Below are 22,673 nucleotides of genomic sequence, written 5' to 3'. Positions count from 1 at the left end.
ATGAAATACTGGCTTTCCCTGCTGCTCTGCATCGCCGCCCTGGGCGCCGAGGCCCAGTCCGCCGGCCGCCCCCGCAGCGAGCCCCAGGAGGCAGACCGCATCATCGCCGTCATCAACGACGAGGTGATCACCCTCAACGAACTGCGCCAGCGCCTGGATTCGGTGGTCAGCCAGCTGCGCCGCCAGGGCACGCCCCTGCCGCCGGCCGACCAGCTGGAACGGCAGATGCTGGATCGCATGGTGATGGACAAGGTGCAGGTCCAGTTCGCCAAGGAAAACGGCATTCGCATCGACGACGGCCAGCTGGACATGGCCCTCAACCGCATTGCCGCCAACAACCAGATGACCCTGGCCCAGTTCCGTCAGGCCCTGGAAAAGGATGGCATCGCCTTCCCCAAGTTCCGCGAAGAAATCCGCCAGGAAATCATCGTTGCCCGCCTGCGGGAGCGGGAGGTGGAGAACAAGCTGCTCATCTCCGAAGGCGAGATCGACAACTATCTGGCGGGCGCCAGCGCCGGCGGCAGCGCCGAGGAATACCAGGTGGCCCATGTGCTGGTCCGCTCCCCGGAGGGTGCCAGCCCCGAGCAATTGCAGAAGCTCAAGACCAAGGCCGAGCAGATTCTTGACCGCCTGAAGAAGGGCGAGGATTTCGCCCAGGTGGCCGCCGCCTATTCCGATGCCCCCGACGCCCTGCAGGGCGGCAATCTGGGCTTCCGTACCGTGGATCGTCTGCCCAACATCTTTGCCGAGGCCGTGCCGAAAATGCAGCCCGGCCAGCTGGCGCCGATCCTGCGCAGCCCCAACGGCTTCCACATTCTTAAGCTGGTGGCGAAGAAGGGGGGCGCAGCCATTCCCGCTGTGCAGCAGACCCATGCCCGGCACATCCTGGTCAAGGTCAATGAAGTGGTCTCCGAGACCGAGGCCAAGCGCAAGCTGCAGGCGGTGCGGGAGCGCCTGGAGCACGGTGGTGACTTCGCCGAACTGGCTCGCCTGTATTCCCAGGACGGCTCCGCGCCCAAGGGCGGCGACCTGGGCTGGGTTTACCCCGGCGACACGGTGCCCGAGTTCGAGCGGGCCATGGATGCACTGAAAATCAACGAAGTCAGCCAGCCCGTGCAATCCATGTTCGGCTGGCACCTGATCCAGGTGCTGGAGCGCCGGGTGCAGGACGCATCCGACGACCGCAAGCGCTCCATCGCCCGCCAGGCCCTGCGCGAGCGCAAGTCCGACGAGGCCTACCAGGACTGGCTGCGCCAGCTGCGCGACCGGGCCTATGTGGAATACCGCTGGGACGACCAGTATTGAGGCATTCCAGGCCCAAGTGGGCCAGGCAAGAAGGGGGCGCAAGCCCCCTTTGCCGTTAACGCCGCAGCGGTTACGCTGCAGACCTGTCGCCCTACGGTTTCGCGCTGTTCCCGCTATTTCCCCTTAAGCTCGCCGATATTCTGCTGACGCCACTGATGTTACGGAGCCCCTCCACCATGCTGCCCACCCTGGCCATTACTTCCGGCGAACCCGCCGGTATCGGTCCTGAACTCTGTCTCTCCCTGGCCGAACACCGTTTTCCAGCCCGCCTGGTGGTCCTGGCGGACAAAAGCCTGCTGGCCGAACGGGCTGCCACCCTGGGGCGCCCGGTGACGCTGGTGGATTACGATCCGGCCGCGCCAGCGCCTGCCGCCGGGCAGCTGGAAGTCCTGCACCAGCCCCTGGCCCGTCCGTCCCGGCCCGGCCAGCTCGATGCCGCCAATGGGCCCTATGTCCTGGCGCTCCTGGAGCGGGCCTTGGCCGGCTGCCGCAGCGGCGAGTTCGCTGCCATGGTCACTGCCCCCCTGCACAAGGGCGTCATCAACGATGCGGGCATCCATGGCTTCACCGGCCACACCGAATACTTGGCGGAAAAGACCGATACCCCTCGGGTGGTGATGATGCTGGCTGGCACCTCACCCCTCGGCGGCCACGGGCCGGTGGGCCAGCCCGGCCCCCTGCGGGTGGCCCTGGCTACTACCCATCTGCCCCTGAAGGATGTGCCGGCCGCCATTACCCCCGCGGTGCTGGAGGAGACCCTGCGCATCCTCCATGCTGACATGGCCTGCAAATACGGCATTGCCGAGCCCCGCATCCTGGTGGCCGGTCTCAATCCTCACGCCGGCGAGGGCGGTTACCTGGGGCGGGAGGAAATTGAGGTCATCACCCCGGTGCTGGAGAAGCTGCGGGGGGAAGGCATGGCCCTGATCGGTCCCCTGCCGGCAGACACCCTGTTCACACCGCCCCAACTGGCGCGGGGCGACTGCGTGCTGGCCATGTATCACGACCAGGGCCTGGCGCCCCTCAAGTTCGCCACCTTCGGCCAGGGCATCAACGTCACCCTCGGCCTGCCGGTGATCCGCACTTCGGTGGATCATGGCACCGCCCTGGACCTGGCCGGCAGTGGCCGGGCGGACCCGGGGAGCTTGCAGGTGGCGGTGGCCCAGGCCATCGACATGGCCCGGCGCTCTGCCGGGGCCTGAAATAAAAAGGGAGCCTGGGGCTCCCTTTTTTACTTGCTCAGTCGGTGCCCGCCCAGCCGTGAGGCAGGGGGTCGTGGGGCGCCTGCCTTGCCTGTTCCGGCGTGCTTACTTGGCCTTCTTGCCGGCCGCTTCGGCCTTCACCTGCTGGAAGACGGGGCCCCAAAGCGGGTGCCCGGCTTCGGTCTTGCTCAGGGTCAGTTTGGGGTAGGCCGCCAGGGCTTTGCGGAAATGGGCTTTGCAGCTGTCCGTCTGGCGGGAAGCGCAGGCCATGAAAGCCAGGTGTTTGTAGGCCCGGGCCTGCTCCTGGGGCGTCGCCAGACCCAATTCCAGGGCCTGCTGCAGCGCCTGCTGGGCGGTCTTGTAGTCGCCATTCTCATAGGCGGCAACGCCGCGGCCCAGTTCGTTTTCCGCCTTGCGCACTGGCGCCGGCTTGGGGGCTTCGGCAGGCTTGGCGGCTTCGGCTGCCGGGGCGGGTTCCACTGCGGGCGGGGCTGCTGGCTTGCTGGCACAGCCAGCCAGGGCCAGCAGGGCTCCCAGCAGCAGGGCACGGGTCAGGGCGGGGCGAAAAAGCGGGGTATGAAGCTGGGTCATGCGCATGGTCGGAGGATTCACTTGAATTTATGTTTGATTTTGTAGCTTTCCCCGGGGCCGAGCTCCAGGGTCATGCGGTGGGGTTCGGACTGGCCGTTGCGGATTTCCACCTCATGGTGGCCCGGCGGCAGTTCCAGGTCGTCCAGGGGCGGCGAAACGCCCTTCACTTCGCCATTGATCACCACCTCACCCCAGGGCGCGATGGCCAGACTGACCCGGGCCGGCTTTTTCGGCTCGGCCGGAGGTGTCTCGGCGGCAATGGGGGTTGCCGTGGGGGGCGGCGGTTGCAGCGGGGCAGCGGGGTGATCGCCCCCCTTGTCTCCCGGCAGCAAGGCAAAGGCGGCACCGGCCACGGCCAGGGCGCTGAGGCCCAGCCACAGGCCCTTGCCACTTTTGCCAGACTTGGCCGGGCGGACCTGGGGGGCTGACTGTGGGGCCAGCGGGCGGGTGTCGTTGAAGGGATGGGCCAGCAGCACCGTCGGTTCGTCGGAAGGGTCGGCCGGGGCCTTGTTGGGCTGAACGGTGGCCAAGCCCAGGATCGGCCCGGTGGATACCAGCTCGGCATAGCGGCGCAGGTCGGCTGCCAGCTCGCTGGCGTTCTGATAACGCTCCTCCGGCTTTTTCGCCAGGGCCCGCGCCAGGATAGCCTCGAAGCCCGGGGGCAGGGCCGGTTGCAGGCGGGTGGGCAGCACCGGACCTTCATTGATGACCCGGTACATGATGGTGGTGACGGTATCGCCATCAAAGGGGGCGATCCCGGTGAGCCACTGGTAGAGCACCACGCCGAGGGAGAAGATGTCGGCCCGGCCATCCACCGGGTGGCCCATGATCTGTTCCGGGGCCATGTATTTCGGGGTGCCGAGCATGTGCCCGGTCATGGTCTTGGTGCCGCTTTGCAGCTGGGCGATGCCGAAGTCGGTGATTTTTACGGCGCCATCGTCCAGCACCATGATGTTGGCTGGCTTGATGTCCCGGTGCACCACGCCCTGACGGTGGGCGTAGTCGAGGCCGTCGGCCACTGCGGCGACCATTTCGGCGATGCGGGCGTAGGACTGGGGCTCGGATTCGGCGATGAACTGGCGCAGTTCCCGGCCTTCCAGGAACTCCATGGCCATGTAGGCTACCTCGTCGGCCTTGCCGGCGTCGTAGAGGGTGACGATGGCCGGGTGGCTGAGGCGGGCGATGGATTTGGCTTCCCGGAAGAAGCGGCGCTCGAAGCTGTCCCGGTCCGACAGACTGGCGTCGAACTTGATGGTCTTGACGGCCACGACCCGCTCCAGAAGCGGATCGAAGGCGCGATAAACCACACCCATGGCGCCTTCGCCGAGGATGCCGTCGATCCGGTAACGGCCGAGTTGTTCGATGGTCATGGAGCTTCTTTGAGAAGAATGGGGCCGGTAATGCCGGGACGGATGCCTGCGCTCCCGCCGTCCTGGAGTCCGAACTTAGCGGGCAAGTTTAACAGAAGCCCCGGGCCCCACCCAGCCGCCAGGCGCCCCTATTTGCCGCCGGTCCGGGCGGGGGCGGAGGTGCGCCCCATGGCCAGGGCAGCGCCCAGGGCCAGGATGAAGGCGGCGGCCACCAGGCAGAAGGCCTCGGCAAAGGCCTGGCGGGGGCCGGTCGGTAGCATCAGGTGGCTGCTGCGCCATTCCACATAGACTGCGCCCAGGCTGATGCCCAGGGTTCCCCCCAGCTGCCGCAGACAGTTGAGCAGGGCCGAGCCCTGGCCCACCAGGGCGCTGCTCAGGGGGCGCAAGGAACCCAGATTGAGGGCCGGCAACACCAGGGCCAGTCCCACCCGGCCCAGCACCACGGCGGCCATCAGGGCGGTGAGCAGGGTCCAGGGGCCGGGGCGCACTGCCAGCCAGGCCAGGGCAGCAAAGGAGAGGCCGAAAAGCAGCAGGCCCAGGGCTGTCTGCCGGTGGGGTTGCAGGCGGTCTGCCAGATAGCCGGCACCCGGGGTGCTCAAGGCCAGGGCGATGCCGCCGGGTAGGAGCGCCAGACCGGCGGTGGCGGCGTTGTAGCCGAGGACCGATTGCAGGAAAACGGGGATCAGATAGGTGGAGCCGTACAAGCCCATGCCGAAGATGAAGGCCACCAGGATGCCCATGGCAAAGGCCTGGTTGGCGAAGAGGCCCAGGGCCAGCAGCGGGGCGGGGGCCCGGCGGGCGTGATGGATGAAGGCGCCCAGCCCGGCCAGGGCCAGCAGGCTGCCGGCGGCGCTGGGCCAGGAGAAAAGGCCGTGGGCGTGGAGCCCGCCGACGGTCTGCAACAGGGCGAGGATGGCCAGGGTCAGGTAGATCAGACCGCGCCAGTCGAAGGCGTGGCGCACTGCCGGCAGGTCTCGCCTGGGCAGCAGCAGATGGCCGGCCCACAGACTGAGCAGGCAGCCGGGCAGGGTGATGGCGAAGATCGGCCGCCAGCCCCAGAGATCCACCAGAAAACCCCCCAGAATCGGGGCCGCCGCTGGGGCCAGGATGATGCCAAAACCTAGGATGCCCATGGCCCGCCCCTGGCGTTCGAGGGGGAACAAGCGCAGCACCAGCAGCGTGGACATTGGCTGCAGCAGGCCCGCCGCTGCTCCCTGGACGATGCGCATGGCCACCGCCAGGGCGAAATTACCGCTCAGGGCGCCTCCCAGGCTACCCACGGCCAGCATGACGATGGCGCCCAGGAATACCCGGCGGAAACCGTAGCGCTCGATCAGCCAGGCGGTGGGCAGCATGGCCACGGTCATGGCTGCCATATAGCCGGTCACCGCCCATTGCACACCATCCTGGCCCAGGTGGAAATCCGCCATCAGGGCGGGAATGGCCACGTTGAAGATGGTCGCCGACAACACCGCCGTGACCATGCCGCAGGCCACTGCCGTCAGCACCAGCCAGCGGTAGCGTTCGCCGTGGCGGGCTTGCAGGGCCTCGAGGCTGCGGGGATCGGCGGCGGGCATGGTGGTATCGGTCATGGCAGGTGGGGGTAAAATGATTGTATCAGAAATAATTAGCAGGCTAATGATATGACCGACACCGTCGCTCCCGGTTCCCCGGCCGAAGTGCTGTACCCCCGTTTTTCCCTGCTTCTGCACCGTACCGCCAGCCTCTGGCGCCTGGCCCTGGATCGCCGTCTCAAGCCCTTCGGCTTTTCCCAGGCCAGCTGGCGGGTGCTCATCGCCCTCAAATGGGAGACGGAAGGCTGCCTCCAGATCCGTCTGGCTGAACAACTCGGCATCGAGGCCCCCACCCTGGTGCGCCTGCTGGACCGTATGGAAAGCCAGGGCTGGGTGGCCCGCCAGCCGGACCCGCGGGACCGGCGCAGCAAGCGGGTGGTGCTGACACCCGCCAGCCTCGCCCTGGCTGCCGAGATGGAAGGCCAGGTGGAAGCCCTACGGGCCGAACTGCTGGCCGGCTACGAGCCGGCTGCCCTGGAGGCGGCCATTGCCGTGCTGGAAGGGGTGTATGACCGGGCTGCTGCCTCCCTGGCTGGCGAAGCGCCACTGGATGCGGGGAAAGAGGAAATATGATGCATTTGGTTATAAACAAGTAAAGAAACATTATTTATTTTTATAAAAGGCCCAACCTAGACTTCGCCCATCGCTTATCACCCCTCGGGAGAAATCCATGGCCAAGTCCAGCAAACTCTCTGCCGCCCTGGCAGTTTCCGCCACCGCCCTGTCTTTGCTGTTTGCCGGCAATGCCCTGGCAGACACCACCCTGCTTAACGTCTCCTATGACCCCACCCGGGAGCTGTACCAGGACTTCAACGCCGCCTTCATCAAGCACTGGAAGGAAAAGACCGGCGAAAACCTGACTATCAAGCAGTCCCATGGCGGCTCCGGCAAGCAGGCCCGCTCCGTCATCGACGGCCTGGAAGCCGACGTGGTGACCCTGGCCCTGGCCGGTGATATCGATCCCCTGGCCGAACGCGGCCTGCTTGCGGCCGATTACCAAAAGAAGCTGCCTCACAACGCTTCCCCCTACACTTCCACCATCGTCTTCCTGGTGCGCAAGGGCAACCCCAAGGGCATCAAGGACTGGAACGACCTGGTGAAGCCCGGTGTCGGCGTTATCACCCCCAATCCCAAGACCTCCGGCGGCGCCCGCTGGAACTACCTGGCCGCCTGGGGCTTCGCCCTCAAGCAGCCTGGCGGCAACGAGGCCAGCGCCAAGGACTTCGTCGCCAAGCTGTTCAAGAACGTGCTGGTGCTCGATACCGGTGCCCGGGGTTCCACCACCACCTTTGTCGAACGGGGCCAGGGCGACGTGCTGATCGCCTGGGAAAATGAGGCCTATCTGGCGGTGAAGGAACTGGGGCCGGACAAGTTCGACATCGTTACTCCCTCCCTTTCCATCCTGGCCGAGCCCCCGGTCGCCGTGGTGGACAAGAATGTGGAAAAGCACGGCACCCGCAAGCAGGCCCAGGCCTACCTGGAATACCTCTACACCGCCGCCGGTCAGGAGATTGCCGCTCAGAACTACTACCGGCCCATCGACCCCAAAGTGGCCGCCAAGTACGCCAAACAGTTCGGCAAGGTCAATCTCTTCACCATCGACCAGCTGTTTGGCGGCTGGACCAATGCCACCAAGGCCCACTTTGCCGATGGTGCCATCTACGACCAAATCCAGAGCAAGCGTTAAGTCACCGGATGACCGGAAACGGGGACCGGGAATGAGCCGATCCCCTTCCCGAGTTGGCCGCCATAAAAAAGCCCGGCCTCCAAATGGAGGTCGGGCTTTTTGCCGTTGGGGTTGAGGTCGGCGTTTTGCGGTCAGCCCTCAGGGGCGGGGCTGACTTTTTTGGAATTCCTGGCTCTGGGTTTGCGGATCACGCTCGTTGCTGCCTTCGCTGCCGCGCTTGAAGGCGGCGTTGCCCAGATAGGCCCCGGCAGAGGCCAGGCAGAAGGCGCTGGCAGTCACCAGCAGGATCTTGCGGGCATTGGCGGTCATGGTCTTGTCTTGCATGTTCTTCTCCCGGGGGCTTGTTGTTGTCGATGGAGCCATTCTAGGGAGGGGGCCGGCGGGCGTCTGTCGGCCCGCTGTAGCGGCGGGTAACCGGTGATGCCATTTGATGACGGTTTGTGACTGGCTGGCTCTTCAGCCCGCTTCCCGGGCCAGCAGAAGATAGGCGCCGTCGGCACTGTCGCCCCGCTGGCGCAGCTGCCAGCCTTGGGAAAAATAGAAGGCCTGGGCGGCCTGGTTGGCTTCCAGGCATTTGAGGGTGGGCGTAGCGCTGAAATAGGGCTGGCAGGCAGCCAGGAGCGCCTTGCCGATACCCCGGCCCTGGCAGTCAGGATGCACGAACAGGCTGTGCAGGAAGCTATCCGGCTCCCAGACGGCGGCAAACCCCAACACCTCCCCATCGGCGGTAGCGCTGGCGACGAGGATGCGCTCGCCTTCGGTGGCAATGTCGAAGTCTTGCAGCCGGTGGGCGCCGGCCGGAGCCCAGGTGAAGGCCTGATTCCGCGCCTCGACGAAAAGGCGGCGCAGGGCGGGCCGGTCAGCCTCGACGAAGGGCCGGATGTGCCAGGGGGCCACGGCGGCGGGAGGGCGCGACGCTTCAGGAATCGCCATGGGGCGCGGGCAGGTCGAGCATGCTTTCCAGGCCGCCGCCGGGCCGGTTGCGCAACTTCAGGTGACCGCCGTGCAGCCGGGCAATGCGCTCGACGATGGCCAGGCCCAGTCCCGTGCCGGTGGTGTCGCTACGGGCGGCTTCGAGCTGGGTGAAGGGCTGCTTGAGACGCTCCATCTCGGCTTCCGGGATGCCACAGCCCCGGTCCAGCACCGCCAGTTCGATACGTCCGCCAACCTGGCGGGAGGCCAGGGTGAGGGGGGCTGCACCGTATTTCACGGCGTTATCCAGGAGATTGACCAGGGCCCGCTCCAGGGCCCGGGGGCGCAGGGGGAGGGGGGGCAGAGGCGTCGTTTCCAGACTGACCTCCAGGCCCCGTTCCCGATAGCGGCGGGCCAGGGCTTCCAGCAGCAGGTTGGGGTCGGCCAGGGTTTCCGGCTCCTGGTCTTCGCCCCGGGCAAAGTCGAGGAACTGGCCGATGATGCCGTCCATCTGGCTGATGTCTTCCTGGATACCGCTGCGCAGGCTGTCGTCCTCCACGCCCATCTCGGCCGCCAGGCGCAGGCGGGCCAGGGGGGTGCGCAGGTCGTGGGAAATGCCGGCCAGCACCTGGGCCCGGTCATTTTCCAGGCGGCTCAGGTCGGCGGACATCTGGTTCATGGCCCGGGCCAGCAGGCGGATTTCCTCCGCCCCGTCTTCTGCCAGCGCCTGGGGGCGCTCGCCCCGGCCCACGGCCCCGGCGGCGTCCGCCATGGTTTTCAGGGGGCGGGCGATGCGGGCGACGATGAGCCAGGCGACCACCAGGGAGAGCACCAGGGAAAGGGCGCCCCAGCCCAGCCATTGCCAGGCCGGATTGCGTTCGGTGCGCTCCCGGGGCAGGACCAGCCAGTAGTCGTCCCCTTCCTCCATGGAAAAGCGGATCCAGAATCCCGGCTGTTCATTGACCACGCTGGCGAAGCGGGCGTCGGGGCCCATCAGTTCCCGGGCCTCGCGCTGGAAGATGTTGAGGAAATCCTTGTCCGGCAGTGGCGTGGCCCGGTCCTGCTCCTCCGCAGGGTAGAGGCGCAGGCCTTCCCGCTCGGAAAGGTCCCGCAGCAGGTCGCGGCGCAGCACCGGGTCGGAGCTGAGCAGGGCGGCGCGGGTGATATTGACCACGCTGGCGGTGAGCTGGGCCAGTTGTCGGGCCCGGGGCTCTCGCTCGGCGACGCGGAACAGGCCAACCCAGATGGAGACCGAGACGAGCAGCAACAGAGCCAGCAGGAGAAAGGCCCGTACCAGCAGGGTACGGGGCAACAGGCGGCGCAGGTGGGCGGCGAGGGCCACGGTTCAGCTGGCCGCCTGGCCGTCCGGCACGAAGACGTAGCCGAAGCCCCAGACGGTCTGGATGTAGCGCGGGGCCTGGGGGTCCGGCTCGATGAGCTTGCGCAGGCGGGAGATCTGCACGTCGATGGCCCGGTCGAAGGGGCCCTGTTCCCGGCCCCGGGCGAGGGCCATCAGGCGATCCCGGGAGAGGGGCTGGCGGGGGTGCTGCAGCAGTACTTTGAGCACGGCGAATTCGCCCGTGGTCAGCATCACCGCTTCACCCTCCTTGCCGCGGCTGAGGCGGCGGGTAGCCAGATCAATGTGGATGTCCCCCAATTGCACCGTACCTTCGGCTTCCACCGGGGCGCCGGGCGGCGGCAGGGCGCGCCGGCGCAGCACGGCGTGAATGCGGGCCACCAGTTCCCGGGGGTTGAAGGGCTTGGGCAGATAATCGTCGGCGCCCATCTCCAGGCCGACGATGCGGTCGATTTCGTCGCCCTTGGCGGTGAGCATGAGGATGGCCTGATGGGCGTCGGCGGCGCGCAGGCGGCGGCAGATGGAAAGGCCGTCTTCCCCGGGCAGCATCAGGTCCAGCACCAGCAGGTCGAAGGTTTCCCGGGCCAGCAGCTTGTCCATGGCCGGGGCGCTGTCCGCTGCCTTGACGGTGAAGCCCTGTTCGCCCAGGTAGCGCAGCAGCAGGTCCCGCAGGCGCTGGTCGTCATCGACGACGAGAATGCGTTGTTTGGTATCGCTCATGGCTGGCAATCCTAACCGCTTCCGCCGGGCTCCGACAGGGGGCGGGGGGCGGAGACGTTACGCCTCGTTGCTGACGGCGACTGGGGAAACAATTGCTTACAAAAGGGCGCCGAACCCTAACATCTGCGTGATGTTGCCGAGTGCCAGAGCGGTTAGCATTGGGGCGTCGGTTTTGCCCTGGCGGCCCTTTGATGTTCCTGTGGCATCTGGCAAGGGGCCGGCAATTTGGGCACACTGTGCGCCGCCCGCGCGGCCCACGGGCGGTTGCTGCAACCCTTTCGATCCTCCTGGCGATGAAAGCTCTCCTTTTCTCCTGTCTGCTGCTCTGTTCCGGCGCCCTCTGGGCGCAGCCGGCGGATGCTCGTGCGCCCGGACCCGGGCCGGGGCACCGCTGGGAGCAGGGCGAGGGGGCTCCCCGTTTGACCCCCGAGGAGCGTCAGGCCCGCCGGGAGGCGCGCCGTCAGTGGCTGGATTCCCGCCAGGCGGAAACCGGTTTGCCTATGGCCGGCATTCCCGGGCCGGACGACCGCCGCCGCCTGAGCCCGGAGGAACGCCAGCGCCTGCGTCGGGATGTGCATGAGGCCGGCCGGGAGTTTTATCCCCGGGACAGCCGTCGCCCCGAAGGGCCGGAAGGCCCGCCGCCGGGTTCGGCCCGCCCCCCGCGCCAGCCCTGATCGTCTGCTGGGCTGTCTTTTTTTCCGGCATCCAGCCGCAACGGCTGCGGATGTTCCCCGGAATTGGCGTCGAGACCGATGCCGCATCCCCTTTTTTTCCCCGCCCTCTTTTCTCCGTCGCCTGCGCTTCCCCATAAAAAAACCTGATCCACCCGGGACTTGCAGAGTTGTTCACACAAGCTGTGGATAACTTTGTGGGTTATTGTCGGACAGAAGCCCTAAGTGGCCTGGGGATAAGGACTTTTTTTACTCTGCCCAAAAAAGCGGCTTTTCTATAAAAATCAATAAAAACAGTATGTTGCTACATTGCTGCTGGATTCCGCCCGTCATGGCAGGCGGAGAGTGGCTAGTCTGGCTGGGGTTGAGGCTGTTTGTGCATAAGTCAAGTCTTGACACGCCATTTTTGGCGTTTTTTTTCCACCTCCTTGCGGCGGCCGCTACCAGCGCCGCCATCGCCCTCCGTCGCGGGGCGGGGAATGGGGAATGGCCCGGCCTGGGGTAAAATCCTTCCCCATGAATCTGCTGGCCCTCGAAACCGCCACCGACCAGGGGTCTGTTGCCCTCTGGCGGGATGGCCTCCTCCTTGCCCGGGAATGTCCCGCCGGCGAGCAAAGCTCCCTGACCCTGCTACCCCTGGTCCAGACCCTGGTGGCGGAGGCCGGGCTGACCCTGGCCGACCTGGACGGTATCGCTTTCGGCGCCGGGCCCGGTGCCTTCACCGGCCTGCGGGTGGCCTGCGGCGTGGCCCAGGGCCTGGCGGTAGCCCTCGACATTCCGGTGCTGCCGGTGGTGACCCTGGAGGCCCTGGCCCTGGCTGATGGCCACGATCAGGTGGCGGTCTATCTGGATGCCCGCATGGGCGAGGTCTATTGCGGCGCCTATCGGCGCCAGGGCGATGGCCTGGAAGCTCTGGGAGCCCTTTGCGTCACCCCGCCGGAGGCCGCTCCCGTGCCTCAAGAGGCCGGCTGGCATGCCTGCGGGAATGGTCCTGCCGCCTATCCCGCCCTGGCAGAGCGCCTGATGGCCCAGGCCATCCCCCTGGGGCCGGAGCGGGTACCCACGGCCGCAGCGGTGGCGCAACTGGCGGCACCCCGGCTGGCCCGGGGCGAAGGCCTCGACCCGGCCCTGGCGGCACCGCTCTACGTGCGGGACAAGGTGGCCTTCACCGTTGCCGAACGGCTGGCCCAGGGCGGCAAGGCCTGAAATGAACGTGCTGGCTTCCCTGGCGGCAGAACTGGCCCCCCTGGAATTCCTGCCCATGAACGGGCGGGACCTGGAGGCCATCATGGCCATTGAAACCCGGGTCTATCCCTTTCCCTGGAGTCAGGGCAATTTCGCCGATTCCATGAAGGCCGGCTACGCCTGCTGGGTCGCCCGGGAAGGCGGCCAGTTGCTGGGCTACATGGTGCTCATGCCCTCCCTGGATGAAACCCACCTGCTCAACATCAGCGTTGCCGCAGAACGCCAGGGCCGGGGCTACGGCGCCCGGCTGTTGCGTTTTGCCATGGAGGTTTCCCGGGTCGGCGGGGCGACATCCATGCTGCTCGAAGTGCGGCCGTCCAACGCCCGGGCTCTGGCGCTTTACAAAAACTACGGCTTTCAGGTCATTGGCCGGCGCAAGGGATACTACCCAGCCACCGAAGGTCGGGAAGATGCCCTGGTGCTGCGGCGCGACCTGGGTGAGGTGGCGGCCTGAGGCCGTCGGGAGGGACCATGAAGCGGCAAGATATCCTGCACGAAATGGGTCTGACGCCCCTGTGGGTCCTGCGGGGAGCCGAGGAGTCAGCTGTGGCGATACCGGAAGATGCGGCTGCCGATAGCGTACCCGCTACGGGTCACCAGGCCTCTGCCGCCATGCCGCTTGCCCAGGAAGGTGCTTTTGCACCACCCATGTCCGGGGCGCCTGCTCCCCGGCGCGCTTCCCCGCCCACCTTCCAACCCGCTGACGGAGCTACCGCTCCACTGGTTTCACAACCCGCCTCCAGAGCTGCCGTCGGCAGCATTGCCACCCTGGATTGGGCCGGGCTTGAGGCCGCCGTTGCTGATTGCCGGGCCTGCGGCTTGTGCGAGAAGCGCAAGCAGGCGGTGCTGGGCGTGGGGGATCGCCAACCCGACTGGCTGTTCGTCGGCGAAGGTCCGGGGGCGGACGAGGACGAGCAGGGCGAGCCCTTCGTCGGCCAGGCCGGGAAGCTGCTCGATGCCATGCTCTCGGCTGTCGACGTGGCACGGGGCCGGGGCGTCTACATCGGCAATGCGGTGAAATGCCGGCCACCCGGCAATCGCACCCCTGAGGCGGCCGAGATGGCCGCCTGCCGGCCCTATCTGGAGCGCCAGATCCAGTTGCTGCAGCCCAAGCTGATCGTTCTCCTCGGCCGCGCTGCCGTGCATAGCGTGCTGGGCCTGGAGCGTCCCCTGGGCGCCCTGCGGGGCCGCCGCCATGAATACCAGCTGGATGGTCGAGCCATTCCCGTCGTGGTGACCTATCACCCGGCCTATCTGCTGCGCAACCTCACCGACAAGGCCCTGGCCTGGGAAGACCTCTGCTTCGCCCGGCGTCTACTGGCCGAAGCCCGTCGCGCTTAGTCCCAGTTTTCTGCCGTCTCCCAAGCCCGTTAAGCTGCTTAAGTGGCAAGCCGGGGCGAGGCGCTTCTCCTCCCCTCCATGTCTTGCCGGGGTGCGCCGCTGAGGGCGGCTCCTGCTGCTGGTTTCACAAATCTTTCACCGGCCCTGGCCTGGGGAGTCGGCCCTTTGCGCTACCATGGCCCTCTTCATTCCCTGTGCATCGAGGAACCTGCGATGAACCTGCGCCTGCTTGCCCTGCTTTCCCTGGTCGCCGCCCTGTTGTCCGGTTGCGGTTACAACACCTTCCAGGCCTTGGACGAACAATCCAAGGCATCCTGGTCCGAAGTCCTCAACCAGTACCAGCGCCGCGCCGACCTGGTGCCCAATCTGGTGAATACGGTGAAGGGCTACGCCGCCCATGAGGAAAAGGTGCTGACGGAAGTCACCGCTGCCCGGGCCCGGGTGGGCAGCCTCCAGGCAACGCCTGAACTGGCCAACGATCCCCAGGCCCTGGCCCGCTTCCAGCAGGCCCAGGGTGAGCTCTCCTCGGCCCTCTCCCGCCTGCTGGTGGTGAGCGAAAATTATCCCCAGTTGAAGGCCGATGCCGGCTTCCGCGACCTCCAGGCCCAGCTGGAAGGCACCGAAAACCGCATCACCGTGGCCCGTAACCGCTACATCAAGGCCATCCAGGAGTACAACACGGCGGTGCGCAGTTTCCCCAACAATCTCACCGCCATGGCCTTCGGCTACTCGCCCAAGGCCAACTTCTCGGTGGAAAACGAACAGGCCATTTCCACCGCTCCCAAGGTGGATTTCGGCACCGTGCCGGCCAAGTAGGTCCGCCCTGGCCATGGCATTCCTGCGCGGCTTCTGCCGGCTGTTGCTCCTGCTCTGCCTGGGTAGCCTGGCGGCGGCCTGGGCCCAGGTGCCAGTGCCGGCCCTGACGGCCCGGGTGACGGACCTCACCGGCACCCTCAGCGAAGCCCAGCGCCAGTCCCTGGAAAGCCGTCTGGCGGCCTTTGAAAAGGCAAAGGGGGCTCAGGTCGCCGTGCTGCTGGTGCCTACGGTCAAGCCCGAGAGCATCGAGCAATACGGTATCCGTGTGGCCGAGGCCTGGAAACTGGGGCGCAAGGGCGTAGACGACGGTCTCATCCTGCTGATGGCCCGCAATGACCGGGAAGTACGCATCGAGGTGGGCTACGGCCTGGAGGGCGTGGTGCCGGACGTGGTGGCCAAGCGCATCATCGAAGAAACCATGGTGCCCCGTTTCCGCGCTGGCGACCTGGCTGGCGGCATTGAGGACGGCGTCGATCGCCTCCTTCAGGTGATCAGTGGCGAGCCGCTTCCAGCCCCGGCCCCGGCTGTGGCCGATGGCGGGGGCGGCGGTGCGGATGTGGACCTGCTGTTTCCCCTTTTCATGATCGCCGTGGTGGCGGGCAACGTGCTGCGGGCCCTGCTGGGGCGCCTGCTGGCAGCCGGCGTCTGCGGCGGCCTGGCTGCCGGAGTGGCGGGCCTCCTGGGAGCCAGTCTGTTCGGTATTGCCGGCATTGGCATCCTGGTCTTTATCTTCATCCTGGCTGGCGGCAGCGGTTTTTCTGGCGGCCGGGGCGGTGGTGGTGGCTGGAGCGGCGGAGGCGGCTTTTCCGGGGGAGGTTTCTCCGGAGGCGGCGGCAGTTTTGGAGGCGGTGGCGCCTCCGGGAGATGGTAATGGCTGAAATTCCGCGGCAGGGCGCCCTGGGGCGCTTCCTGCGTTACCTGCTGGTGCCGGAGTGGCTGGCCCGGCGGCGTTTTCCTGAGGCCGCCCTGGGCCGTGTCGAGGCGGCCATCGCGGCTTCGGAAACGACCCACGAGGGGGAGTTGCGCTTTGTCCTGGAGGGCTGCCTGCCCCTGGCCTATGCCCTGTACCCCGATGGTTGCCGAGCCCGGGCCCGGCAGCTCTTTGCCGACCTGAGGGTCTGGGATACGGTGCATAACAGCGGTGTGCTGATTTACCTGAACCTGCTCGACCGGCAGGTGGAAATCGTTGCCGACCGGGGCATTCATGCCCGGGTGGAGGATGGCTACTGGGAGGGGGTTTGCCGGCGTATGGAGGCGGCGTTCCAGGGTGGCGACTTCGAGGGCGGCACCCTGGCTGCCATTGCCGATATCACCACCGTGCTGCGCCAGCACTTCCCGGCCCTCAAGGCCAATCCCAACGAACTGCCGGACGCGCCCCTGGTGCTCTAGGCCCGGCGGGCCGCCCTGGCCCGTGAGCTCTAGTGGCTGTTGCAGTCGTCCAGGTGGATGACGTCGTCCCGGTCCCGCTGGTTAGCCAAATGGCGCTTGCGTACCAGCCACATGGTGCCGGCGACGAAGAGGCCGAAGAGGGTGATGACGGCGTAGATGGAGAAGTTGGCCTTGACCATGGCGGCGTAGAGGCCGGTCATGATGAGGATGGAGAGGTTCTCGTTGAAGTTCTGCACGGCGATGGAATGGCCGGCCCCCATCAGGATGTGGCCCCGGTGCTGCAACAGGGCGTTCATGGGCACCACGAAGAAGCCGGAGAGGGCGCCGATAATCACCAGCAGGGGCACGGCAATCCAGAAATCCCGCACGAAATTCATGCCGATGACGATGACGCCCATGGCGATGCCCAGGGGAATCACCCGTACCGACTTGCGCAGGGTGATCATCTTGGCCGCCACGGCGGCGCCGATCGCCACCCCCACGGCCACCACGCCCTGCAGCATGGAGGATTTGGAAAGGTCCAGGTGCAGGGCGGCTTCCGCCCACTTGATGACGATGAACTGGAGCGTGGCGCCGGCCCCCCAGAAGAGGGTGGTGACGGCCAGGGAAATCTGACCAAGGCGGTCGCGCCAGAGCAGTACCAGGCAATGGTTGAATTCGTGCAGCAGATACCAGGGATTCTTCTTCAGGGGCTTGTGCTCCACCCCTGTATCCGGGATGTAGAGATTGAAGATGGCGGCGATGAGATAGAGCACGCCGACTATGCAGAGTGCCATTTCCACCACGGTATCGATGGGCGTATCCACCCAGGGCAGGTCGAAGCCCAGCAGCATGGCCGACACCTTGGGCTGGATCAGGGCGCCGCCCAGCACGGTGCCGAGAATGATGGCGCCCACGGTGAGACCTTCGATCCAGCCGTTGGCCAGGACCAGCAGGCGATGGGGCAGGTATTCGGTGAGGATGCCGTACTTGGCCGGCGAATAGGCCGCCGCCCCCAGGCCCACCACGGCGTAGGCCGCCAGGGGATGGACGTGGAAGAACATGAGGCCGCAGCCGAAGATCTTGATGCCGTTGCTGATGAACATCACCCGCCACTTCGGCATGGAATCGGCGAAGGCGCCGACGAAGGCGGCCAGCAGCACGTAGGAGACGGTGAAGAAGAGCTTCAGCAGCGGCGCATAGGCATCAGGCGCCTGCATCTCGCGCAAGGCGTAGATGGCGGCGATGAGCAGGGCGTTGTCGGCCAGCGCAGAGAAAAACTGCGCTGCCATGATGATGTAAAAGCCGATCTGCATCCGGAAGGTCGCCCCGAAGAACAAGGGCAGAGAATTGTCTCGCGGGAATTTTGTTCTGATTGGAAGCAGGTTTATACCACGAAAGGCTTAACGTCGTGATGAATGGCTCCCAGAGCGAGCAGGCACGGGCTTCTACGACTTTCGCGGCAACCCCGTTTATGCTTGAATGCCCCTCATAAACGTAGGGAGGATATTCACTTATGGCCGATCGCCGCTTGCAGGTGTTCCATGCCGTCGCCAAACAACTGAGCTTCACCAAGGCGGCGGAAACCCTCTACATGACCCAGCCTGCGGTCACCTTCCAGATCAAGCAGCTGGAAGAACATTTCAACACCCGCCTTTTCGACCGGGGCCATGGCCGCATTTCCCTGACCCCGGCCGGGGAGCTGGTGCTGGAATACGCCGACCGCATCCTCGGCCAGTACGCCGACCTGGAGGCCCGCCTGGCGGAAATGACCGGCCAGATGCGCGGCCCTCTGCTGGTAGGGGCCAGCATCACCATCGCCGAATTCATGCTGCCCCGGGTGCTGGGGGAGTTCAACGCCCTCTACCCCAATGTGCGGGCCCGGCTCATCGTCGGTAATTCGGACACCATCGAAAACCGGGTGGCCGAGCACTCCCTGGATATCGGTATTACCGAGGCTACCGAGCACCTTTCCCAGTTGCAGGCGGAAACCTGTTGCGACGACGAGTTGCAGGTGATCTGCACCCCGGGCCATCCCCTTTCCCGCCAGGCCGCCATCACCCCGGCCATGCTGCAGGACCACGCCATCATCGCCCGGGAGCCGGGCTCCGGTACCCGGGAAGTGACCGACAACTATTTCCGCCAGGCCGGGGTGGACCCGGCCAGCCTGCGGGTACTGATGGAACTGGGCAGCCCGGAAGCCCTGAAAGGCGTGGTCAGCACCGGCCTCGGCGTGGCCATCGTCTCCCGTGCCAGTTTCCACAAGGAGCTGCAATTACGGCAACTGGTGGCCATACCCCTTTCGCCGCGCCTGACCCGGCCCCTTTCCCTGGTGACGCCGCGGGAGAAATTCCGCTCCAAGCTGGTGACCTCCTTCGTTGATTTCGCCCGCAAGAAACTGCAGGAATACGCAGCCTGAGCCGCGCCCGGGCTTTGCTTGGGCGCGCTGCTGGAGGCCGGGGCGACGCTCCGGCGCCTTTGGCGTAACATTCTGCCTTGGCCGCGAGCGCGGCCGCGCTTTCACTCCCTTTTCTTCACTCCCGGCCCACGCCCATGTCCCGTCCCATCCGCGCCACCATCGACCTGGGGGCGCTCAAGCACAATCTCGCGGTTGCCCGTCGCCATGCCGATGCCGGCGGCGCCAGGATCTTCTCCGTCATCAAGGCCAATGCCTATGGCCACGGCCTCTTGCCGGCGGCCCGCGCCCTGGCCGGCCTCACGGATGGCTTCGCCCTGCTCGAACTGAGCGAGGCCGCCCGGCTGCGGGAAGAAGGCATTCGGGAGCCCATTCTCCTGCTGGAAGGCTTTTTTCGCCCCGACGACCTGGAGGCGGTGGCCGAACTGGGCCTGATTCCTGCCATCCACCGCCTCGACCAGCTGGAAGCCATCGAAGCGGCGGCCCTGCCGGTGAAACTGCCGGTCTTCATCAAATTCAATTCCGGCATGCACCGCCTCGGCTTCACCCCCGAGACCTGGCCGGCAGCCCGGGATTTTCTCGCCCAGGCCAAGGGCATCGGCCCGGTGACCTACATGACCCATTTCGCCGAGGCTGATTCGGACCTGGGTATCGCCTGGCAGTTGGAACGCTTTCAGGACTGGAGCGCCGGCTGGACGGGCGAGGTTTCCCTGGCCAATTCCGCCACCCTGCTGCGTTATCCGGAAGGTGTGCGGGGCTGGGTGCGGCCCGGCATCATGCTCTACGGCGGCAGCCCCTTCCCGGAGGTGACGGCGGAAGCCCTGGGCCTGAAGCCGGTGATGACCCTGGAAAGCGAAATCATCGCCGTGCAGCAGGTGGCTGCCGGGGAACGGGTGGGTTACGGCGGCACCTTTACCGCCGGGCGACCCAGCCGCATCGGCGTGGTGGCCTGTGGCTATGCCGACGGCTATCCCCGCCATGCGCCCTGCGGCACGCCGATCCTGGTGGATGGCCGGCCCACGGGGACATCCGGGCGCGTCTCCATGGACATGCTGTTCTGCGACCTCACCGACCTGCCCGAGGCCGGCGTCGGTTCCCGGGTCACCCTGTGGGGCGAGGGGCTGTCTGCCGATGCAGTGGCTGCCGCTGCCGGCACCATCAGCTATGAGCTGTTCTGCGCCCTGGCGCCCCGGGTGCCGGTGCGCTGGCGGGAGGGCTGAGCCTGCCCCTGCACCGCCCCGGCGGTGCGACCTGCTTCACGGCCGTAAGGGCGGCGAGCGCGTAAAATCTCCTTCTTTATCCTCCGGGCATGGCCGGAGGCCGGGGGGATACCGTTTTGCGCCACCAATTGCTGCCGAGCCGCCGCTTTTCCTGCGGCATCCTTCTGGCGTTCCGCCTGCTGCTGGTGTTCGGCCTGGGAATCCTGGCCCGGCCAGCCCTGGCCCTTGAACCGGTAACCCTGCAATTGCGCTGGCAGCACCAGTTCCAGTTTGCCGGCTACTACGCTGCCCAGATGCAGGGCTATTACCGCGATGCAGGCCTGGCGGTGGATATCCGGGAATCCCGGCCCGGCCTGGATGTGGCCGACACGGTGATGAACGGTGAGGCCCAGTACGGCGTTGGCAATAGCGACCTGTTGCTGCGCTACCACCGCGGCTCACCGGTACTGGTGTTGGCGGTGATCTTCCAGCATTCCCCCCTTGCCATCGCCGCCCGTCGCCAGTCCGGCATCCGCAACGTGCATGATCTGGCCGGCAAGCGGCTGGCCCTGGAGGGGGGCGCCACTGAACTGGCTGCCTACCTGGGCCGGGAAGGGGTGGATCTGGACAGCCTGATTCCCGAAAGCCACGGCCATAACCTGGACGATCTTCTGGCTGGTCGGGTGGACGCCCTCTCCATCTACGTCACGGACGAGCTGTTTCAGCTGCGCAGTCTGCGCGACCAGTTCCTGGTTTTTAGCCCTGATGCGGGGGGTGTCGATTTCTACGGCGACAACCTGTTCACCAGCCGCAACGAATGGCGGGATCATCCGGAACGGGTGCGCGCCTTCCGCGAGGCGAGCCTGAAGGGGTGGCGCTATGCCATGGCCCATCCGGGTGAAGTGGTGGATTACATCCTGCAGAACTACGGGCCTCGCCATAGCCGGGAGCACCTGATGTTCGAGGCTGAGCAGATGATCCCCCTGGTGCAGGCTCAGTTGGTGGAGCCGGGCTACTTTCATCCCGGGCGCTGGCAGTACATGGCCCGGGCTTATGCCGAACTGGGTTTGCTGCCGCGGGACATGAAGGTGGACGAGATGCTCTACCGGGCCATCCCTCCGGACGAGGCAGCAGAGTGGCGCCCCTGGTCTGCGGCACTGGCAGGTGCCGGCCTGGGGGCTGCCTTGCTCTATGCCTTCCTCTTCCGCCAGTTGCGTCGGCTGCGCGGGGCGAGAACCCATAGTCAGGGACTGATGGAGTGCGCGCCCTTTCCTGTGGCCGTGACCCGTCCCGAACCGAATGGCGCATTGCTCTACATTAACCGCTGTGCCGAAGAGTATTACGGTGTTTCCCGGGCTGACGTGATCGGCAGGCCTGCCGAGGGGTTCTGGCGAAATCCCGAGCAGCGCCAGCAGATGATCGATGAATTGCGCCAGCGCGGCGGGCGTTGGCTCGGCTTCGAGGTCCAGTTGCAGGATTTGCAGGGCAAGCCGGCGTGGGTGCTGATGTCTGCTGCGTTGATCGACTTCGAGGGCGATGAGGCCATCGTCCTGTCTTTCCACGACATCACCCAGCGCAAGGTCACCGAAGCCGCCCTGCGACGCAGCGAGCAGCGCTTCCGCACACTGGCCGAGAGCGCCTACGACGTCATCTGGACCATGGACCTGACCGGCCGCTTCACCTATGTCAGCCCCTCGGTGCAGCGCCTGCGCGGCTATACGCCGGAAGAGGTGATGCAGCAGTCCATGGCCGAGGCCCTGACCCCCGATTCCATGGCCCAGGCGGCGGAAGGCTTTGCCCACCTGCTGCGCACCGGCCAGGTGCTGGATCATCACTGGGAGCTGGAACAGCCCTGCAAGGACGGTTCCACCGTGTGGACAGACGCCATCATCAACGTGCTGCGGGACGAAGAGGGGCACATGATCGGCCTCATCGGCGTCACCCGGGACATCACCGCCGAACGCAAGCTGCGCCAGGAGCTACTGAGCCGCAGCGTGGCGGTGGATGCGGCAGCGGAAGGGGTGATCATCACCGATGCCAACGGTGTCGTGGAATACGCCAACCCCGCCTTCTGCGACATGACCGGCTATGCCGCCTCGGAGGTTATCGGCCAGCGCACTTCCCGTTTCAAGAGTGGCATTCACGACAAGGATTTTTACCGCCAGCTGTGGGGCACCATTACCTCCGGCAATCCCTGGCGTGGTGAAGTGGTGAACCGGCGCAAGGACGGAATGCTCTACCACGAGTTGCTGACCATCGCCCCGGTGAAGGACGAAAATGGCGCTGTGGTGCGCTACGTGGCCATCAAGCACGACATTTCCGAGCGCAAGCGCATTGAGCAGCGCCTGGAGCACCTGGCCCATTTCGACCTGCTCACCGACCTGCCCAACCGCACCCTGTTCTTCGACCGTCTGCAGCAGGCCTTCGCCCGTTCCCAGCGTTACCAGGAAGGGCTGGCGGTGATGATGCTGGACCTGGATGGCTTCAAGGCAGTGAACGACACCCTCGGCCACCAGGCCGGCGACCTGCTGCTGGCGGCCTTTGCCTACCGCCTCAAGCAGACCCTGCGGCAGTCCGATACGGCGGCCCGCATGGGCGGGGACGAATTCACCGTGCTGCTGCACGGCATTCGCCAGGATCAGGACGCCCTGACGGCAGCGGCCAAGATACTGAGTGCCCTGGAGCAGCCCTTCGACATCCTCGGCAACCCCTGCCGTGTCGGTGCCAGTATCGGCGTGGCTCTCTTCCAGCCCGGCTACCCCAGTGCCGATGCCCTGTTGCAGGCCGCGGACGGCGCCATGTACGCTGCCAAGCGGGCCGGAAAGAACGGCTGTGTGCTGGCCCAGGCCCCGGCACAGCCACAGTCGCCGGAACGGCCAGCCTGACGGCGGCCTGGTGT

General features: G+C 66.2%; 22 protein-coding genes. 14 read left to right on the top strand and 8 right to left on the bottom strand.

All coding sequences use genetic code 11. From position 1 onward, the window contains the following. Together AZSI13_RS16140 and pdxA are read left to right on the top strand one after the other, a co-directional pair. Entirely contained in the window at positions 1 to 1,305 is a 1,305-nt protein-coding gene (locus AZSI13_RS16140; RefSeq protein ID WP_235609805.1) for a peptidylprolyl isomerase, read from the top strand. A gap of 176 nt (positions 1,306 to 1,481) precedes the next feature. Then, the gene (gene pdxA, locus AZSI13_RS16135; RefSeq protein WP_109042204.1) at positions 1,482 to 2,507 is read left to right on the top strand and encodes a 4-hydroxythreonine-4-phosphate dehydrogenase PdxA; all 1,026 of its coding nucleotides are present in this window, start codon (positions 1,482 to 1,484) and stop codon (positions 2,505 to 2,507) included. A 105-nt stretch (positions 2,508 to 2,612) separates the two neighbouring features. On the opposite strand, the gene AZSI13_RS16130 is transcribed toward pdxA, so the two are convergent. From AZSI13_RS16130 to AZSI13_RS16120, 3 genes are all read right to left on the bottom strand, one after another. Next, the gene (locus tag AZSI13_RS16130; protein WP_109042274.1) at positions 2,613 to 3,098 is read right to left on the bottom strand and encodes a TssQ family T6SS-associated lipoprotein; all 486 of its coding nucleotides are present in this window, start codon (positions 3,096 to 3,098) and stop codon (positions 2,613 to 2,615) included. A 17-nt stretch (positions 3,099 to 3,115) separates the two neighbouring features. Further along, entirely contained in the window at positions 3,116 to 4,468 is a 1,353-nt protein-coding gene (locus AZSI13_RS16125) for a serine/threonine-protein kinase (RefSeq protein WP_109042203.1), read from the bottom strand. Positions 4,469 to 4,596: 128 nt separating this feature from the next. Beyond that, positions 4,597 to 6,060, bottom strand: a complete 1,464-nt coding sequence (locus AZSI13_RS16120; protein ID WP_235609804.1) for a DHA2 family efflux MFS transporter permease subunit — start codon at positions 6,058 to 6,060, stop codon at positions 4,597 to 4,599. 51 nt (positions 6,061 to 6,111) lie between these two features. Here AZSI13_RS16120 and AZSI13_RS16115 point away from each other — a divergent pair, with 51 nt between their 5' ends. Both AZSI13_RS16115 and AZSI13_RS16110 read left to right on the top strand, forming a co-directional pair. After that, on the top strand, positions 6,112 to 6,615 hold the full coding sequence (locus AZSI13_RS16115) for a MarR family winged helix-turn-helix transcriptional regulator (RefSeq protein WP_109042202.1): 504 nt from the start codon (positions 6,112 to 6,114) through the stop codon (positions 6,613 to 6,615). A 97-nt stretch (positions 6,616 to 6,712) separates the two neighbouring features. Further along, positions 6,713 to 7,729 carry a sulfate ABC transporter substrate-binding protein gene (locus AZSI13_RS16110; RefSeq protein ID WP_201262416.1) on the top strand — a complete coding sequence of 339 codons (1,017 nt, stop codon included), beginning with the start codon at positions 6,713 to 6,715 and terminating at the stop codon, positions 7,727 to 7,729. A 138-nt stretch (positions 7,730 to 7,867) separates the two neighbouring features. On the opposite strand, the gene AZSI13_RS16105 is transcribed toward AZSI13_RS16110, so the two are convergent. From AZSI13_RS16105 to ompR, 4 genes are all read right to left on the bottom strand, one after another. Further along, on the bottom strand, positions 7,868 to 8,053 hold the full coding sequence (locus tag AZSI13_RS16105) for a hypothetical protein (protein ID WP_109042201.1): 186 nt from the start codon (positions 8,051 to 8,053) through the stop codon (positions 7,868 to 7,870). A 132-nt stretch (positions 8,054 to 8,185) separates the two neighbouring features. Further along, positions 8,186 to 8,662, bottom strand: a complete 477-nt coding sequence (locus AZSI13_RS16100; protein ID WP_109042200.1) for a GNAT family N-acetyltransferase — start codon at positions 8,660 to 8,662, stop codon at positions 8,186 to 8,188. Beyond that, positions 8,649 to 9,983: an ATP-binding protein gene (locus AZSI13_RS16095; protein ID WP_109042199.1), complete on the bottom strand. Its 1,335-nt coding sequence runs from the start codon at positions 9,981 to 9,983 to the stop codon at positions 8,649 to 8,651. Before AZSI13_RS16095 ends, AZSI13_RS16100 begins: the two co-directional genes overlap by 14 nt. 3 nt (positions 9,984 to 9,986) lie before the next feature. Further along, complete coding sequence (ompR, locus tag AZSI13_RS16090; RefSeq protein WP_109042198.1) at positions 9,987 to 10,718, bottom strand: two-component system response regulator OmpR; 732 nt, start codon at positions 10,716 to 10,718, stop codon at positions 9,987 to 9,989. Positions 10,719 to 11,011: 293 nt separating this feature from the next. Between ompR and AZSI13_RS16085 the strand changes: the two genes are divergently transcribed. The 7 genes from AZSI13_RS16085 (at position 11,012) to AZSI13_RS16055 (ending at position 16,180) form a co-directional block, all read left to right on the top strand. Beyond that, positions 11,012 to 11,392, top strand: coding sequence for a hypothetical protein (locus AZSI13_RS16085; RefSeq protein ID WP_133247341.1), 381 nt, complete (start codon positions 11,012 to 11,014; stop codon positions 11,390 to 11,392). Positions 11,393 to 11,905: 513 nt separating this feature from the next. Then, positions 11,906 to 12,595, top strand: coding sequence for a tRNA (adenosine(37)-N6)-threonylcarbamoyltransferase complex dimerization subunit type 1 TsaB (gene tsaB, locus AZSI13_RS16080; RefSeq protein WP_109042271.1), 690 nt, complete (start codon positions 11,906 to 11,908; stop codon positions 12,593 to 12,595). A gap of 1 nt (position 12,596) precedes the next feature. Further along, positions 12,597 to 13,088, top strand: a complete 492-nt coding sequence (gene rimI, locus AZSI13_RS16075) for a ribosomal protein S18-alanine N-acetyltransferase (RefSeq protein ID WP_109042196.1) — start codon at positions 12,597 to 12,599, stop codon at positions 13,086 to 13,088. Positions 13,089 to 13,105: 17 nt separating this feature from the next. Continuing rightward, a complete protein-coding gene (locus tag AZSI13_RS16070) occupies positions 13,106 to 13,975 on the top strand; it encodes a uracil-DNA glycosylase (protein WP_235609803.1) in 870 nt (289 codons plus the stop codon). Between the two features lie 213 nt (positions 13,976 to 14,188). Continuing rightward, positions 14,189 to 14,791 carry a LemA family protein gene (locus tag AZSI13_RS16065; protein WP_165833589.1) on the top strand — a complete coding sequence of 201 codons (603 nt, stop codon included), beginning with the start codon at positions 14,189 to 14,191 and terminating at the stop codon, positions 14,789 to 14,791. Positions 14,792 to 14,804: 13 nt separating this feature from the next. Then, entirely contained in the window at positions 14,805 to 15,662 is an 858-nt protein-coding gene (locus AZSI13_RS16060) for a YgcG family protein (protein WP_109042195.1), read from the top strand. Continuing rightward, a complete protein-coding gene (locus AZSI13_RS16055) occupies positions 15,662 to 16,180 on the top strand; it encodes a TPM domain-containing protein (protein ID WP_109042194.1) in 519 nt (172 codons plus the stop codon). The genes AZSI13_RS16060 and AZSI13_RS16055 overlap by 1 nt, the downstream gene beginning before the upstream one ends. A 29-nt stretch (positions 16,181 to 16,209) precedes the next feature. Here the strand turns inward: AZSI13_RS16055 and lplT are convergent, their stop codons facing one another. Then, positions 16,210 to 17,475, bottom strand: coding sequence for a lysophospholipid transporter LplT (lplT, locus tag AZSI13_RS16050; RefSeq protein WP_109042193.1), 1,266 nt, complete (start codon positions 17,473 to 17,475; stop codon positions 16,210 to 16,212). 200 nt (positions 17,476 to 17,675) lie between these two features. Between lplT and AZSI13_RS16045 the strand changes: the two genes are divergently transcribed. The 3 genes from AZSI13_RS16045 to AZSI13_RS16035 all read left to right on the top strand — a co-directional run bounded on the left by AZSI13_RS16045 (position 17,676) and on the right by AZSI13_RS16035 (position 22,659). Continuing rightward, positions 17,676 to 18,578, top strand: coding sequence for a LysR family transcriptional regulator (locus tag AZSI13_RS16045; protein WP_109042192.1), 903 nt, complete (start codon positions 17,676 to 17,678; stop codon positions 18,576 to 18,578). Between the two features lie 134 nt (positions 18,579 to 18,712). Further along, on the top strand, positions 18,713 to 19,795 hold the full coding sequence (alr, locus tag AZSI13_RS16040; protein WP_109042191.1) for an alanine racemase: 1,083 nt from the start codon (positions 18,713 to 18,715) through the stop codon (positions 19,793 to 19,795). Positions 19,796 to 19,911: 116 nt separating this feature from the next. Next, positions 19,912 to 22,659 carry a PAS domain S-box protein gene (locus tag AZSI13_RS16035; RefSeq protein WP_165833587.1) on the top strand — a complete coding sequence of 916 codons (2,748 nt, stop codon included), beginning with the start codon at positions 19,912 to 19,914 and terminating at the stop codon, positions 22,657 to 22,659. Positions 22,660 to 22,673 lie beyond the last annotated feature (14 nt).

The organism is Azospira sp. I13, assembly GCF_003112695.1.
In the GTDB taxonomy this organism is placed as follows: Bacteria; Pseudomonadota; Gammaproteobacteria; order Burkholderiales; family Rhodocyclaceae; genus Azospira.
This window is presented reverse-complemented; position numbering and strand designations above follow the sequence as displayed.